This is a genomic window from Actinoplanes sp. NPDC048988, assembly GCF_043197815.1.
GTDB lineage: Bacteria > Actinomycetota > Actinomycetes > Mycobacteriales > Micromonosporaceae > Actinoplanes.
The window spans coordinates 283993-297276 of sequence record NZ_JBICTW010000005.1 but is presented as its reverse complement, the minus strand read 5'-3'; the positions used below and the strand labels follow the sequence as shown (position 1 = coordinate 297276).

Genomic DNA, 13284 nt, shown 5'->3' with positions numbered 1-13284 from the left:
GACGAGGCACCCCTCGCGTGACCGGCCCCGGGTCAGAGAAGAGCCGGCAGCAGTCTGACGACCTCGGCCGTGGTGGGTGGTTCGCGCCGCCCGGCCGTGGCCGAGACGGTGAGCTGCCGGCTGCCGTCGGCGTTGTGGAAGGACCATGTGCGGTATCCGTGGAAGCCGCCTTCCTTGCCCCACACCGTCGCGCCGCCGGCGAGGGTGTAGCGGGTGATGCCGAGGCCGCCTTCGACGCCGGGCGTGCCGGTCGGCATCGTCGTCAGTAGCTCGCGGAGTTCGGCCGGGCCGAGCAGCTTCCCGGTCAGCAGCGCCCGGAAGAACGTGTTCACATCGGCGGCGGTGGAGATGAGGCCGCCGGCCGGCCCGGCCGTGGACGGGTTGTAGTCGGTGACGTCGACCGGCTTCCCGTCCACCATCAGGTAGGCGCGCGCGTGCGGTGCGGGCATCGCGGCGCTGTCGTCGCGCACCAGCGTGTCGCGGAGCCCCAGCGGCCGCAGGACACGGCCTTCGATCTCTTCGCCGTACGGATGACCGGTAGCACCCTCGATGAGCAGTCCGAGCAGCACATAGCCCGTGTTGTTGTAGGCGCGCGACGTGCCCGGTGCGAACGCCCGGGCCATCCGGCCGGCCCGCTCGACGATCTCGCGCGGCGTCCACCGCCGCCACCGGTCGCGCAGAATGTTGTCGGCGGTCAGGTCTTCGGTGTAGTTGTGCAGCCCGCTCGTGTGGTCGAGCAGCTGCCGCACGGTGATCGGCGCGAAGCAGTCCACCGGCTCGTCGAGCGCGAGCCGCCCCTCACCGGCCAGTTGCAGGACCACCGCCGCCGTGAACACCTTGGTGACGCTGCCGATCCGGAAGTACCCGCGCGGGTCGACCGGCCGGTCGGTGCCGAGCTCGGCGACCCCGCTCGAGGCCCGCGCCGTCCCACCGGCATCCCGCAGTTCCGCCAGGGCGCCCGCGGCCCCACCGGCGACAAGCGTGTCGAGCAGCTGTTGAACCGTCATGGGAAGCCATTTTCACCTCTGCCCGATCGACGGTCGCGGGCCGGCACGTGGGAGTCGAGGTGCATGGTCCGTGGCGCCCAGCGCCGTGTGCATCAGGCTCGGGTAGGTGTCGTGCGGATCCGGCATGAGCACCACCCAGTGACGTATTCCGATCTTGTTCGGGCGTTGTTGACCATGTTAGCGTCTGTCCGTCGAGGAGGAATCGGCGCCAGCGAATGTCGCTCCCTCGATCAATCATCACCTCTTTCGCGATGTCCGCCCTCGGAATCGCGTCATCGGCGTGCCCTTTCGCGGGCCGTCAAAAGGAGAACCATGAACGTTCGTCAACTCTCGTTCGCCGCGGCCGGCCTCACCATGGCCGCGAGCATCGCCGGGCTGCTGCCGGCCGGACCGGCCGCGGCCGCGACGCCGAAGTGCACGACCACCATGGTGATGGGTTCGAGCGAAGCCGGCGCCGGCTTCATGACCGTCCCGTGGGGCGGCGGCACCACCCGCTGTTCGCTCTCCGAGGGCGCCAAGAACACCGCCGTCACCGCCCTCCAGCGGATGATGTACTACTGCTACAGCGAGAAGAGCCTTTCCGCCGACGGCGACTTCGGCCCGGCCACGAAGGCCGCCCTGAAGCGCACCCAGACCAAGATCGGTGCCTCGTCCGACGGCCAGTACGGGCCGGAGACCGCCAGCAAGATCGACGGTGTCGGCGACAGCGGTTGCGGCCGGTTCCCGGCCAAGTGACAACGGCGGCGGGCCGCCCGTCACCGCTTCTCGGACAGGGCCGACACGTCCAGGGCCCGTACGGTGAGGTCGATCAGCCGCTCCTGAGCCGCCGGGTCGAGCGCTTCCGGGTTGGGCGGCGCGGGCGTCCGCTCGTCGTAATAGGTGCCGTTGTCACCGCGCCGCGAGGCCACGTAGCGGACGTTCCCGGCGGCGTGCTCGGGCCGGTCCCCGCCGATCGGGAACATGGCGTGCAGCAGCGGCGTCGCGATGACGCCCGGGTGCATGCTGACGACCTCGGCCCGGCGCCGCGAGAGCCAGCAGGAATAGGCGACAAGGGCCAATTTGGAGTACGCGTACACGCCCGCCGCCGAGTAGGGCCGGCCCGGGCCGGCGAAGGTCGCCGACAGATGCGTGGCCGAGGCGACGTTCACCACCCGCCGGGTCAGGTCGAGCAGCCGGGTCGTCAACAGCACCGGCGCCAGATAGTTGGCCTGGAAGGTGACCTCGTGACCGGCCGCGTTCACCGTCCGGGCCGGCGGACCGGGCCGGGCCGCGTTGTTGATCAGCACGTCGATCCGGTCGGTCGCGGCCCGGATGCGCGCGGCCAGCCGCTCGACCTCGTCCAGGTCGCCGAAGTCGGCCGGGAAGTAGGTGATCCGGTCGCCGGGCGCGAAGTCGCCGATGGTGGGCTCGAGCCCGTGCAGGATGAGATGGCCGGCCGACCCGGCCAGCAGGCGGGCGGTCGCTCGTCCGATCCCGGTGGTGGCCCCGGTCAGGACGATGCTCACGGCCGCATCCCGAACAGGAACCGCGTCACCCTCGTGCGGCGCACCAGCACATCGTAGACAGCGAACATCACGGCGAAGCTGATCGCGACGATGGCCAGGTAGGCGACCAGCATCGGCAGGTCCCAGCGCACCACGAAGAACGCGACCACCACCACGATCGGCTGGTGCAGGATGTACAGCGGCAGGGCGGCCACCGCGAGGTAGCCGATCACCGGGCTGCGCGGTGGCGGCGACCCCCGGTCGAGCAGCCCGAGGATGGCGACCACCCAGAACCATCCAGCCAGGCCGAACAGCACCCGGGCCACGATCGCGTGCGCGGTCATCGCGGTGAACGGGTCGTCGCCGGCCGTGCTCAGGGCGGCGCCCGAGGCCCCGAACAGCAGGAGCCCGATCACGGCGGCCCACCGGGCGTCCCGCCGCATGGCGGCGCGGAAACGGTCGTCGGCCGCGAGCAGGAACCCGTACAGGAAGAAAAGCAGATAGGCCCATCGGCTCCACCCGGCGAAGGCCTCCTCCATGCCGAGCAGCGCCCCGATCAGCGCGATCGGCAGCGCGGGCAGGAACACCACGCCGCGATGCCGCATCGGGCCGCCGATCGGCGGCAGGCGGCCCGCCACGAGGGCGAGGATCAGGGCGAAGGCCAGCAGCAGGACGACGAACCAGAGGTGGCCGGTCTCGAAGAACTCGCCCTGGACGACGAACGGGAAGTCCGACAGGTCCAGGTGAACGTCGAAGTAGTCGCGCAGGAACTCGAGGTACGGCTCCGAGGCGCCGTACCGGATCCACTGGGGAATCGGGATGATGGTCAGTGAGGCGAAGACCAGCGGCACCCCGAGCCGCAACAGTCGCTCCCGTACGAAGCCGCCCGTGCCGCGCCGGCCCAGCGAATGCCACGAGCCCAGCCCCGCGATGAGGAAGAGCGCCGGCATGGCCCACACGACGCCGAGCCCGGCGATCCACGTGACCGCCTCGGTCGTCTGAGCGTTCTTCACGTAGAAGTCGTCGCGGGTGTCGAACACCAGCGCGGCGTGGAAGAACACCAGCCCGAGCACCACCGCGAGCCGGATGGCGTCGAGCTCGGGCCGGCGCGCGGACGTCATGCCTGAAGAGCATGGCAGGTGTGGCGCCCGCGTGGGGTACAAGCATAGATTGGTGTCCATGGTGTTTCCGACCAGGCACCTTCCCGCGCCCGAGGTCCGCGAACTACCGGAACCGCCCGCCAACTTCCGCCGCGTCATCGGCCCGGGCATCATCGCCGCCGGCGTCGGCCTGGCCAGCGGCGAGTTCATCCTGTTCCCGTACATCGCCTCGCAAGTGGGCCTGGTCTTCGTCTGGGCCGCCTTCGTGGGGCTGGCCACGCAGTACTTCCTGAACATGGAGATCGAGCGGTACACGCTGGCCACCGGCGAGACCGCGCTGACCGGCTTCAGCCGGTATTGGCGCCACTGGGGACTGTTCTTCGCGATCCTCGCCTACTTCGCCAACATCTGGCCGGGCTGGGCGACGAGCTCGGCCACCCTCACCACGTACCTGGTCGGCGGCCGGGTCACGCCGATCGCCATCGGCTTCCTGCTGCTGATCGGCATCATCCTGACCCTCGCGCCGGTCGTCTACCAGGCGCTCGAGAAGATCCAGATGGTGAAGGTGGCGGCCGTCCTGCTGCTGTTCGTGGTCGGCTCGATCGCCGCGATCGGCGCGTCCGCGTGGGCCGACGCCCCGCAGATCATCACCAAGGCCGGGCTTCCGTACGAGGAACTCGGCTTCGCGTTGCTGATGGGCGCGCTCGCCTTCGCGGGCGCGGGCGGCGGCCAGAATCTGTGCCAGAGCAACTGGATCCGGGACAAGGGCTTCGGGATGGGCGCGTACGTGCCCCGCATCGTCAGCCCGGTCACCGGTCAGCTCGAGGCGGCGCCGTCCACCGGCTTCATCTTCGAGACGACCGGCGAGAACATGAACCGCTGGCGCCGCTGGTGGCGCTTCGCGAACATCGAACAGCTGACGACGTTCGTGCTCATCACCTTCCTGACCATCTTCTTCACCTCGATGCTGGCCTACGCCACCGTCTTCGGCGACGAGGGACTGACGAACAACATCTCGTTCCTCAAGGCCGAGGGGGAGGCCCTCAACGACGCCGTCGGCGGCTGGTTCGGCACCTTCTTCTGGATCATCGGGGCCTTCTCGCTGTTCGCGGCCGCGCTCGGCATCGTCGACTACACCAGCCGCCTGGCCGCCGACGTGCTCAAGACCGCGTATCTGAAGTCCTTCAACGAAAGCAAGATGTACTTCGCGCTGGTCTGGGGCCTCGTCCTGGTCGGCATCCTCGTGCTGCTGTCCGGCGTGACCCAGCCGTTGGTCCTGCTGGTCATCTCGGCCGTCACCGGCGGTCTGATGATGTTCGTCTACTCGGCCCTCCTGCTGCTCATCAACCTCCGCCTGCTGCCGCCGGAGATCCGCCCGCGCGCCGGCCGCGTCGCCGCGCTGGTGTGGTCCTTCCTGCTGTTCGGCTTCCTGTCCGTGCTGACCTTCAACGAACAGATCCGCAAGCTGTTCGGATGACCACCCCCACCCGCTTCGGCCAGGACCGCGCGTGGGGCGAACGCGCCGCCGCCCCCTTGCGGCGTCTCGCCGGCCGGGGCGCGCGGCCGAACCAGGCCGAACTCGCGGCTCTCAAGGCGGCTCTGTCGCAGCATGACGAACTGGCGGCCGCTCTCGTCCGAGCCGTTCCCGCCCGCGAGCTGCACACCGCCCTCGCGGCCGGCCCCGCCGGCGCCGGCCGGGCCTTCTTCGAAGCCGTGCTGGACCGTCCGCCGTGGGTCGACGACCGCCTGCTCGACCGGGGCGCCCACGCCTGCCGCGCGTTCGGCCTGGACGCCGGCCTCGTCCTCGCGTACGGCTCCCTGCTCGGCGGTTACCGCACCGCGGCCGCCCTGGAACCGCTGGTCCGCACCGGCCGGCTGGCCGGCGGCGAAACCCTGCGTCGCGTCAAGGAGACGTCGATCTGGTGGCGCGCCGTCACCGCCCCCGGCGGCCTCGACCCCGGCCGCGAGGGCTTCCGCCTGACCCTGCACGTCCGGATCATGCACGCCCTGGTCAACGCCCGCCTCGCCGCCGACCCCACCTGGGACACGGCGCTGCGCGGCACCCCGATCAACCAGTACGACCAGGCCAGCACCCTGGGCGTCTTCAGCACCAGCTTCCTGCTGCACCTGCGCCTGCTCGGCGTGCGCGTCTCACGCCGGGACGCGGCCGCCGTGATGCACCTGTGGTCCTACATCGGCTGGCTCATGGGCGTGAACGAGCAGTGGCTCCCACACACCGAGAAACGCGGCCGCCGACTGCTCTACCACTTCCTGTCGTACGACCCACCACCCGACGACAACAGCCGGGCGCTGGCCCGGGCCCTGATCGCCATGACCGACCAGGAGTTCCCCGGCCGCCGGCGCCGGAGCCTGGAACGCGAACGCGCCCTCTCACTGAGCTCCTGGCTCCTGGGCCGCCACGCCATGCACGACCTGGGCCTGCCCTACCGCTTCCCGTGGTACGGCCTCACCCGAGTCGCCGCCAACCTGCTCATCAGCCAGTCCCTGAGCCGCCTCCCCGGCGGCCGCCGCCTCCTCATAGCCCGCGGCGAACGCCACGCCCGCGCCCGCTTCACCCGCTGGGGACTGAATCCTCAAGGCTGATGTCGTACGCGGCGTCACCCACCCGACCACAAAAGCCGCGCACCCACCACACGAGCATCTGCCGCGGCGTCCGAGCTTCCCGGTCACGCTCCTTGCCCGACTCGGCCCCTCGTCCCGGCTACGCCCCTTGCCCGACTCGGCCGCCCTTCCTGGCCACGCTCCTTGCTTGCTTCAACCTCTGTTTTGGCTTCATCCGTGTCGGGCTCGACCTGCCTTTCCCGCTCACGTCCGTGTCGAGCTTGAGGCCCCTCGCGGTCGGTCACGGGAGGGAGGAGCGGGGGCTTGCCGGCGCGCCGGTCCGGGCTCGGCGGCCTGTCCCGCGGGTGGGACCATCGAAGCCCTCACCGACACGGCCGGCCCGGCCACCGAGAGCGGTGCGGGGAACGGCTGGCCGGGCGACTGAGAGCGCTGCGGGGAACAGCTGGCCGGGCGACTGAGAGCACCGCAGGGAACGGTCGGCCCGGCTACCGAGAAGCGCTGCGGGAACGGCTGCCCGAGCCACCGAGAGCGCTGCGGGGAACGGTCCGCTCGACCGCAAAGCAGAAACTCGTGTCGTCTCCCCGGCACTGCACAAGCCGGAACCGCGGCCGGGGCCGCCGGCGCGGCGCGGTGCCGTTGTGCCGGGGTGGGCCGCAGCGAACCGGACCCGCGAGGAGGCGTTCAGCGGTCGCGTGTGGGGCCATGAGTGCGCGCCGGCTGCCCGGCGGTGACCGGCGTCGAGGACATCAGGCCAGGAGGGTTCGCCGAGGCGTGATGTCACTGCCGGGCGTATCCCCGGAGGGAGGGCTGGTAGACGCCCTCCGAGGTCTGGCCGTAGGAATCGGTGACCGTGTAGCGGATCGGGGGGATCGGGCCGGTGGCGCCTCGGGTGGGGGTGAAGACCAGGGTGCCGGCGGCGCCGATGAGGGTGTCGTCGTGGGGCTGGCCGGGGATGGTGGAGATCGAGGAGATCATGGCCAGGCCCAGGTTGCCCTGGGGGAGTTCCAGGGGCTGGCCGTCGGCCAGGCCGATGTGGCCGCCCGGTGGGATGGCGAACGTGACCGACTGGAAGGCCCGGCTGGAGCCGGTCGTGGTGTGGGTTGGCGCGGACGGCGGGGGCGGGCAGGTGACCGTCGCCGTGTAGGTGAGCGTGCGGGTGTGGCCGTCGGGGGCGGTCAGGCGGATCGTCACGGGGGCGGCGGTGCCGATGAAGCGGAGCTTCGGGGTCCAGGTGACGGTTCGCGGGGAGTCCTGCGTGTAGAAGCCGTCGGCGACCAGGACGGTTTCGACGTATTCGGGGTCGCGGCCGTCGAGGGTCATGCGCCAGCCGGGCGGCACGTCGACGGTGACGGTCTGCTTGTGCAGGCCCGCGCCGGTCGAGGTGAGGTGGTCGGCGGTGGCGGCCGGGGCATGCACCGCAGCGGGGCAGACGGCGGGGAGAGCGTCGGCCGCGGGAGCGGGCGCGGCGGTGGCGCGGAGAGGCGCGGCGGCGGCGCGGAAAGGGGCGGCGGCGGGCGCGGCAGTGGCGCGGAAAGGGGCGGCGGCTGGTTCGGCTGTGGTGCGGAGAGGGGTGGCGGGCATCGCGAGGGCGGGTGTGGCCGTGGCCAGGAGGGGGGCGGTCACGGCCAGCATCAGAGATCTCCGCATGAGGTCAGTATATGCGGGATATGTCCGGTTTTAGGGTGAGGGCTCGCACCGGCCGGAACGGGCGACGGGAGCGCGCGGGACGACGGCGCCGGCGTGAGCTTCGCGGTGCCGTTCGAGAACTCGTACCTCTAAGGGATGGGGGTCTTCTCGTCGCGGGGCAGGCCGTCGAGCAGGGCGTCCAGGCGGCGCAGGCGGGGGTCGTCGGCGTCGCTGTCGTAGTCCTCCGGGCGGGTCGCGTCCAGGCCCGACGGGACGCCGGCCAGGCGTAGCAGGGCGGTGAACAGGACCGTGACCAGCAGGTTGACCGCGAGGGCGACGATGCCGACGTAGATGGTGCGGCCGTCGCCCAGGGACCAGCTCGAACCGCCGAAGTGGGCCTCGACGACGCGGCCCGTCGCGTCCACGCGGGCGATGTTGTAGAGCATGATGACGCCGACGGCCAGGCCGGTCAGCAGGCCGATGATCAGGGCCGTGCGGTGGAACCAGTTCGTGAGCAGGCCCAGGACCGCCGCGGGCACCGTCTGGAGGATGATCACGCCGCCGATCAGCTGGAGCTCGACCGAGTACGTGGGGTCCAGCAGCAGGATGAAGGCGACCGCGCCGAACTTGACCGCCAGTGACGTCCAGCGGCTGACCCGCGCCTCCTCGCCGGGGGAGGCCCCGGGGCGCAGGTACGGGCGGTAGACGCTGCGGGTGAAGCAGTTCGCGGCGGCGATCGACATGACCGCGGCCGGGATCAGGGCGGCGATGCTCAGGGCGGCGTAGGCGACACCGGCCGACCAGGGCGGGAAGTACTCGTGGATCATGCGGGGGATGACCGTGTTGAGGTCACCGTCGAGCGGGGTGACGCCGCGGGCCAGGGCGAAGAAGCCGAGCAGGGCCATCAGGGCGAGGGCCAGGCAGTAGACGGGCAGCGCGGCGGCGTTGCGGCGCACCGTGGCCCGGTCCTTGGCCGCGAGCATGCCGGTCAGGGCGTGCGGGTAGGCGAAGATGGCCAGCGCCGAGCCGATGACCAGGGTGAGGAAGCCGAGCTGGCCGTTGTCGGGCAGCAGCAGGCCGGCCGGCAGGCGCTGGCCGGCCTGGTGGAAGGTGGTGTCCCAGCCGCCGAACATGGCGACCATCAGCACCGCCGTCATCAGCATCCAGGCCAGCAGGATGTCCTTGACGATGGAGAGCAGGGCCGGCGCGCGCAGGCCGGAGCGGAACGTGCAGATCGAGACGACGCCGACCGCGGCCAGCAGCGGGAGTTCGCCGCCGAGGCCGACCGTGCGCAGGATCGCCTGCAGGGAGATGAGCTGCACGGCGATGTACGGCATCGTGGCCAGGATGCCGGTGACGGCGATCAGCGCGCTCAGCGGCCGCGAGCCGAAGCGGGCGCCGGCGAACTCGCCGTGGGTCAGGAAGCCGTGCCGCTGGGCCACCGACCAGATCTTGGTGGTGAGCACGAAGGTGAGCGGGGCGGTGACGATCGCGAACGGGACGGCGAAGAAGCCGACCGCGCCGACGCCGTAGGTCAGGGCGGGCACGGCGATGAACGTGTACGCGCTGTACATGCTGCCGCCGAGCAGGAACCACGTGGTCCAGTTGCCGAAGGCGCGGCCGGCGACGCCCCACTCCTCGAGGCTTTCCCGGTGTCGGGCCTGGCGGCGGTGGGCCATGACGAAGCCGAGCCCCAGCACCAGGATCATCAGGATCACGAAGACGGCGACGTCGGTCATTTCTTCTCCGCCGTCATCACGTAGACCGTGGTGAGCACGCCGATGGCCAGGACGGCGCAGGCGAACTGGTACCAGTAGAAGAACGGCACGCCCAGCAGAGTGGGCTCGAGCCGGTTCACGAAGGGTGTCAGCAGGGGCGCGGCCGTCGGCACGGCCAGCAGCCACAGGGCTCGGGGCTTGGGCACGCCGAACCATAAGCGTTCGTCGATCGGTAACACCATGGTCACCGAGGATCGTGCGACAGCTGTCTCAAGATCTCTTTGAGGACCCGCTCGGCCAGGGCCAGATCGGCGTGCCGCCCGTCGACCAGTTCGCCGTACAGGGCCGACTCGATGATCCGGACGTAGAGGTAGGCCAGGTCGTCGGTGGCCTCGGACAGCCCGGCCTCGCGGAAGATCTCGTGCTGGGCCGCCACCACCCGCTCGGTGACCCGGCCGGCGCCGGTCATCAGCACCCGGGCCGCGACCTCCGGCTCGGTGGTCAGGAACCGGCGGAAGGGTTCGGCCGCGAGCAGGCGCTCGGTGAAGCGCCGGGTGACTTCCAGCACGCCGTCGGCGCCGGTGGCGGTGCATTCGCGGCGCGCGTCGGACAGCATCCGCTCGGCCAGCCGCCACAGCACGTCGCCCAGCAACCGGTCCCGGCTGTGCGTGATCCGGTAGAGGGTTGCCCTGCTGACGCACATGTCCTCGGCCAGCCGGCTCATCTCGACGGTCCCGTGCGCCAGGAAGAAACGGCACCCGGCGCGGGTCACCTCGTCGTCGCTCACCACCCGTCGGCTCTCCATCGCAGGCACGGTACGACACCCGGCCGATCTTGTGTGTTCCGCCTGCTGAATGGCAGCCCCGACGGGTGCCCGGACACATGGACGACGCCGAGACTCTGGTGCAGTTGCGCCGGCTCGCGCTGCTGGTCGCCCAGGGCGTGCCACCGGAAGAGGTGTTCGCCGCCGTCTGCAAGGAGATCTGGCGGCACTTCGGCGGCAGCACGGCCCGGCTCTTCCGGTACGAACTGGACGGCACGGTCACCCTGCTGGCGGCCGCCTCTGGGGCATGATCGCGGTCGGCTCGAGCGAGGGCCGGCTGCCCGACGACACCGAGGCCCGGATGGCCGCGTTCACGGAGCTCTGCGCCATCGCCGTGGCCAACGCGCAGAGCCGGGCCGAGCTGGTCGGCTCCCGCGCCCGCCTGGTCGCGGCGGCCGACGAGGCCCGCCGCCGCATCGAACGGGACCTGCACGACGGCGCCCAGCAGCGGCTGGTCGCGCTCGCCCTGCGGCTGCGCTCGGTGACCGATACCGCGGAGGCACCACCATCACCTGCCGCGTGCCGCTCCGACCTTCCGGCTGACGGGCGCTTGCCGCCCCGCCTACCGTGAGGACATGCGACGGATCTTGGCGGCGGCGGTTGCCGTGGTTCTGGCCGCGGCGGGATGCGGCTCCGAGCCGGAACCCGCCACGTCCCCGCGGGGGTGGGTGGCGCCGCCGGCCGACGGGCGCTTCGACTATCAGCTCGGCGGTGCCTACCCGCCGGCGGCCGGCGTGCGGATCGTCGACCGGGACCGGGCGGCCGACGCCCCGGCGGATGCCTATGGCATTTGTTATGTGAACGCGTTCCAGACTCAGCCCGGCGAGAACGGCTGGTGGCAAGCGGAGCACCCCGATCTCGTACTGACGAGGCAGGACCCGGACTGGCCCGGCGAACACCTGCTGGACATCTCCACCCCGGCCAAGCGGGCGGCGCTCGGCGAGATCGTCGGCGGCTGGTTCGAGGGGTGCGCGGCGAAAGGGTTCCGTGCCGTCGAGCCGGACAACCTCGACTCGTACACCCGGTCCGGGGGTCAGCTCTCCGCGGAGCACGCCGTGGCGTACGCCCGAATTCTGGTTTCGAAAGCCCATGAGAGCGGCCTCGCCGCCGGGCAGAAGAACGCCGCCGACTTCGACGGGCGGAGCCTCGGGTTCGACTTCGCGGTGACCGAGGAATGCGCGGTGTACGACGAATGCGGCGCCTATCTCGACCGCTACGGCGACCAGGTGTACGAGGTCGAGTACACCGACAACGGCATCGACGCCTACCGTCGGGCATGCCGGGATCACGGCGCGCGTATCTCCGTCATCCTGCGCGATCGGGAGGTCGTCCCACAGGGCGAGGCGGGGTATCACTACGAATCCTGCTGACCTATTGTTCCCCTGTGGATCCCGTCGCCTCCGGCATCGACCCCAACGTCGCCCACCCCGCCCGGCGCTACAACTACTGGCTCGGCGGCAAGGACAACTTCGCCGCCGACCGCGCCTCGGGCGACGAACTCGAACGCCTCTTCCCCAAGGTGCGCCTCGGCGCCCTCGCCAACCGCGCGATGCTTCAGCGCGCCACGCGGTTCCTGGCCGAGGAGGCCGGCGTCCGGCAGTTCCTCGACATCGGCACCGGCCTGCCCACCGCCGACAACACCCACGAGGTGGCCCAGCGCCACGCGCCCACGTCGCGGATCGTGTACGTCGACAACGACCCGCTCGTGATGGTGCACGCCCGGGCTCTGCTCAACAGCAGCCCGGAGGGCCGGACGGCGTACATCGAAGCCGATCTGAACGACCCCGAGCGCATCCTGGCCGACCCGGCGCTGGCCGAGACTCTCGACCTGAAGCAGCCGGTCGGCCTCATGCTGATCGCCGTCCTGCACTTCATCCACGGCGACGGCGCGGCCAAGCCGATCGTGAGCCGGCTGCTCGACGCCCTGCCGTCCGGCAGCTACCTGGTCGCCACCCACGCCACCTCCGATTTCGGCACGCCGGAGCAGCAGGCGCTCTATCGTCAGCTGGTGGAGTCCGGCAAGTCCGACGTCTGGACCCGCCCGAAAGACGAGTTCACGGCCCTGTTCGACGGCCTCGAGCTCGTCGACCCGGGCGTCGTCCCGGCCAGCGAGTGGCGCCCCGCGCCGGGCGCCGAGATCCCCGAGCGTTCCGACATCAACGTCTGGACCGCCGTCGGCCGCAAGCCCTGAGCGAGTTCCCCCTGGCCGTTCAAGAGAGCGGCCAGGGTCCGACCCTGCTCCTGCTGTCCGGGCAGGCGAATGCGCACGACTGGTGGACGGGCCTCCGCGAGCGCTTCGAGCCCCACTTCCGGGTCGTCACTTTCGAACGACATCCGGCGGCGTCTCGCCACGGCCACCCTGCACCTCCAGGACCGCGGCCGGCACGGCTTCTTCGACGAGTTCGCGGCCGACCTCACCCCGGTGATCGAAGCGTTCCTGAGAGGACCTCATGACGAAGACGGCTGACCTCATCGACGACCACGGCGACAGCATCGGCTCGTGCGACACCCAATTCCTTCAGTACGGGGCACACGCCACCTTCCGGGGCACGGCGGTGACCGTCCGCTGCTTCGAGGACAACGCCCTGCTCAAGTCGGTGCTGAGCGAGCCGGGCGCCGGCCGCGTCCTGGTGGTGGACGGCGGCGGCTCCCTGCACCGGGCCCTCATGGGCGACGTCATCGCCGGCCTGGCGGTCACGAACGGCTGGTCCGGCGTGGTCATCAACGGCGCCGTCCGTGACGTGGCCGAGCTCCGCGTCCTCCCGCTGGGCATCAAGGCCCTCGGCTCCAATCCCCGCAAGAGCGCCAAGACCGGCGCCGGCGACCGCGACGTTCCCCTGCGCATCGGCGGCTGCGACTTCCACCCCGGCGCCGAGGTCGTCTCCGACGAGGACGGCATCGTGGTCCTCCACCCGTGAACGCCGCCAGGGGCTAAGTGCGTAT

General features: G+C 71.0%; 16 protein-coding genes. 9 read left to right on the top strand and 7 right to left on the bottom strand.

The genetic code is table 11. The annotated features are described in order from the left end of the window. Nucleotides 1–32: 32 nt before the first annotated feature. Complete coding sequence (locus ACGFJ7_RS19325; RefSeq protein ID WP_360250847.1) at nucleotides 33–1007, bottom strand: serine hydrolase domain-containing protein; 975 nt, start codon at nucleotides 1005–1007, stop codon at nucleotides 33–35. Nucleotides 1008–1319: 312 nt separating this feature from the next. Between ACGFJ7_RS19325 and ACGFJ7_RS19320 the strand changes: the two genes are divergently transcribed. Then, nucleotides 1320–1742 carry a peptidoglycan-binding domain-containing protein gene (locus ACGFJ7_RS19320; protein ID WP_360250844.1) on the top strand — a complete coding sequence of 141 codons (423 nt, stop codon included), beginning with the start codon at nucleotides 1320–1322 and terminating at the stop codon, nucleotides 1740–1742. A 20-nt stretch (nucleotides 1743–1762) separates the two neighbouring features. Here ACGFJ7_RS19320 and ACGFJ7_RS19315 read toward each other — a convergent pair whose 3' ends face one another. Next, a complete protein-coding gene (locus ACGFJ7_RS19315) occupies nucleotides 1763–2512 on the bottom strand; it encodes an SDR family NAD(P)-dependent oxidoreductase (protein WP_360250841.1) in 750 nt (249 codons plus the stop codon). Continuing rightward, nucleotides 2509–3612, bottom strand: a complete 1104-nt coding sequence (locus ACGFJ7_RS19310) for an acyltransferase family protein (RefSeq protein WP_360250837.1) — start codon at nucleotides 3610–3612, stop codon at nucleotides 2509–2511. The genes ACGFJ7_RS19315 and ACGFJ7_RS19310 overlap by 4 nt, the downstream gene beginning before the upstream one ends. Before the next feature lie 58 nt (nucleotides 3613–3670). Between ACGFJ7_RS19310 and ACGFJ7_RS19305 the strand changes: the two genes are divergently transcribed. After that, nucleotides 3671–5068 (top strand): Nramp family divalent metal transporter, encoded by a 1398-nt coding sequence (locus ACGFJ7_RS19305; protein WP_392642892.1) that lies wholly within the window; start codon nucleotides 3671–3673, stop codon nucleotides 5066–5068. Continuing rightward, nucleotides 5065–6195, top strand: coding sequence for an oxygenase MpaB family protein (locus tag ACGFJ7_RS19300; RefSeq protein WP_392642891.1), 1131 nt, complete (start codon nucleotides 5065–5067; stop codon nucleotides 6193–6195). Before ACGFJ7_RS19305 ends, ACGFJ7_RS19300 begins: the two co-directional genes overlap by 4 nt. A gap of 756 nt (nucleotides 6196–6951) precedes the next feature. On the opposite strand, the gene ACGFJ7_RS19295 is transcribed toward ACGFJ7_RS19300, so the two are convergent. The 4 genes from ACGFJ7_RS19295 to ACGFJ7_RS19280 form a co-directional block, all read right to left on the bottom strand. Then, nucleotides 6952–7821, bottom strand: coding sequence for a hypothetical protein (locus ACGFJ7_RS19295; RefSeq protein ID WP_392642890.1), 870 nt, complete (start codon nucleotides 7819–7821; stop codon nucleotides 6952–6954). A 128-nt stretch (nucleotides 7822–7949) separates the two neighbouring features. Beyond that, nucleotides 7950–9539 (bottom strand): sodium:solute symporter, encoded by a 1590-nt coding sequence (locus ACGFJ7_RS19290; protein WP_392642889.1) that lies wholly within the window; start codon nucleotides 9537–9539, stop codon nucleotides 7950–7952. Next, the gene (locus ACGFJ7_RS19285; protein WP_392642888.1) at nucleotides 9536–9760 is read right to left on the bottom strand and encodes a DUF3311 domain-containing protein; all 225 of its coding nucleotides are present in this window, start codon (nucleotides 9758–9760) and stop codon (nucleotides 9536–9538) included. The genes ACGFJ7_RS19290 and ACGFJ7_RS19285 overlap by 4 nt, the downstream gene beginning before the upstream one ends. A 2-nt stretch (nucleotides 9761–9762) precedes the next feature. Next, on the bottom strand, nucleotides 9763–10323 hold the full coding sequence (locus tag ACGFJ7_RS19280) for a QsdR family transcriptional regulator (protein ID WP_360250819.1): 561 nt from the start codon (nucleotides 10321–10323) through the stop codon (nucleotides 9763–9765). A 77-nt stretch (nucleotides 10324–10400) separates the two neighbouring features. Between ACGFJ7_RS19280 and ACGFJ7_RS19275 the strand changes: the two genes are divergently transcribed. From ACGFJ7_RS19275 to rraA, 6 genes are all read left to right on the top strand, one after another. After that, entirely contained in the window at nucleotides 10401–10592 is a 192-nt protein-coding gene (locus ACGFJ7_RS19275; RefSeq protein ID WP_360250816.1) for a hypothetical protein, read from the top strand. Next, complete coding sequence (locus ACGFJ7_RS19270; RefSeq protein WP_392642887.1) at nucleotides 10589–10912, top strand: histidine kinase; 324 nt, start codon at nucleotides 10589–10591, stop codon at nucleotides 10910–10912. Before ACGFJ7_RS19275 ends, ACGFJ7_RS19270 begins: the two co-directional genes overlap by 4 nt. A 4-nt stretch (nucleotides 10913–10916) precedes the next feature. Beyond that, nucleotides 10917–11711: an endo alpha-1,4 polygalactosaminidase gene (locus tag ACGFJ7_RS19265; protein ID WP_392642886.1), complete on the top strand. Its 795-nt coding sequence runs from the start codon at nucleotides 10917–10919 to the stop codon at nucleotides 11709–11711. 14 nt (nucleotides 11712–11725) lie between these two features. Next, nucleotides 11726–12532: an SAM-dependent methyltransferase gene (locus ACGFJ7_RS19260; RefSeq protein ID WP_360250807.1), complete on the top strand. Its 807-nt coding sequence runs from the start codon at nucleotides 11726–11728 to the stop codon at nucleotides 12530–12532. Between the two features lie 69 nt (nucleotides 12533–12601). Then, entirely contained in the window at nucleotides 12602–12808 is a 207-nt protein-coding gene (locus ACGFJ7_RS19255; protein WP_360250804.1) for a hypothetical protein, read from the top strand. Continuing rightward, nucleotides 12792–13259, top strand: coding sequence for a ribonuclease E activity regulator RraA (gene rraA / locus ACGFJ7_RS19250; protein ID WP_392642885.1), 468 nt, complete (start codon nucleotides 12792–12794; stop codon nucleotides 13257–13259). The genes ACGFJ7_RS19255 and rraA overlap by 17 nt, the downstream gene beginning before the upstream one ends. Nucleotides 13260–13284: the final 25 nt, after the last annotated feature.

Bases quoted from the DNA above. Each gene is read 5' to 3' on its own strand.
- ACGFJ7_RS19300 (WP_392642891.1), top strand. From the start codon at position 5,065: ATGACCACCCCCACCCGCTTCGGCCAGGACCGCGCGTGGGGCGAACGC.
- ACGFJ7_RS19270 (WP_392642887.1), top strand. From the start codon at position 10,589: ATGATCGCGGTCGGCTCGAGCGAGGGCCGGCTGCCCGACGACACCGAG.
- ACGFJ7_RS19310 (WP_360250837.1), bottom strand. From the start codon at position 3,612: ATGACGTCCGCGCGCCGGCCCGAGCTCGACGCCATCCGGCTCGCGGTG.
- ACGFJ7_RS19285 (WP_392642888.1), bottom strand. From the start codon at position 9,760: ATGGTGTTACCGATCGACGAACGCTTATGGTTCGGCGTGCCCAAGCCC.
- ACGFJ7_RS19275 (WP_360250816.1), top strand. From the start codon at position 10,401: ATGGACGACGCCGAGACTCTGGTGCAGTTGCGCCGGCTCGCGCTGCTG.
- ACGFJ7_RS19320 (WP_360250844.1), top strand. From the start codon at position 1,320: ATGAACGTTCGTCAACTCTCGTTCGCCGCGGCCGGCCTCACCATGGCC.
- ACGFJ7_RS19280 (WP_360250819.1), bottom strand. From the start codon at position 10,323: ATGGAGAGCCGACGGGTGGTGAGCGACGACGAGGTGACCCGCGCCGGG.
- ACGFJ7_RS19290 (WP_392642889.1), bottom strand. From the start codon at position 9,539: ATGACCGACGTCGCCGTCTTCGTGATCCTGATGATCCTGGTGCTGGGG.
- ACGFJ7_RS19265 (WP_392642886.1), top strand. From the start codon at position 10,917: ATGCGACGGATCTTGGCGGCGGCGGTTGCCGTGGTTCTGGCCGCGGCG.
- rraA (WP_392642885.1), top strand. From the start codon at position 12,792: ATGACGAAGACGGCTGACCTCATCGACGACCACGGCGACAGCATCGGC.
- ACGFJ7_RS19255 (WP_360250804.1), top strand. From the start codon at position 12,602: ATGCGCACGACTGGTGGACGGGCCTCCGCGAGCGCTTCGAGCCCCACT.
- ACGFJ7_RS19325 (WP_360250847.1), bottom strand. From the start codon at position 1,007: ATGACGGTTCAACAGCTGCTCGACACGCTTGTCGCCGGTGGGGCCGCG.
- ACGFJ7_RS19305 (WP_392642892.1), top strand. From the start codon at position 3,671: ATGGTGTTTCCGACCAGGCACCTTCCCGCGCCCGAGGTCCGCGAACTA.
- ACGFJ7_RS19295 (WP_392642890.1), bottom strand. From the start codon at position 7,821: ATGCGGAGATCTCTGATGCTGGCCGTGACCGCCCCCCTCCTGGCCACG.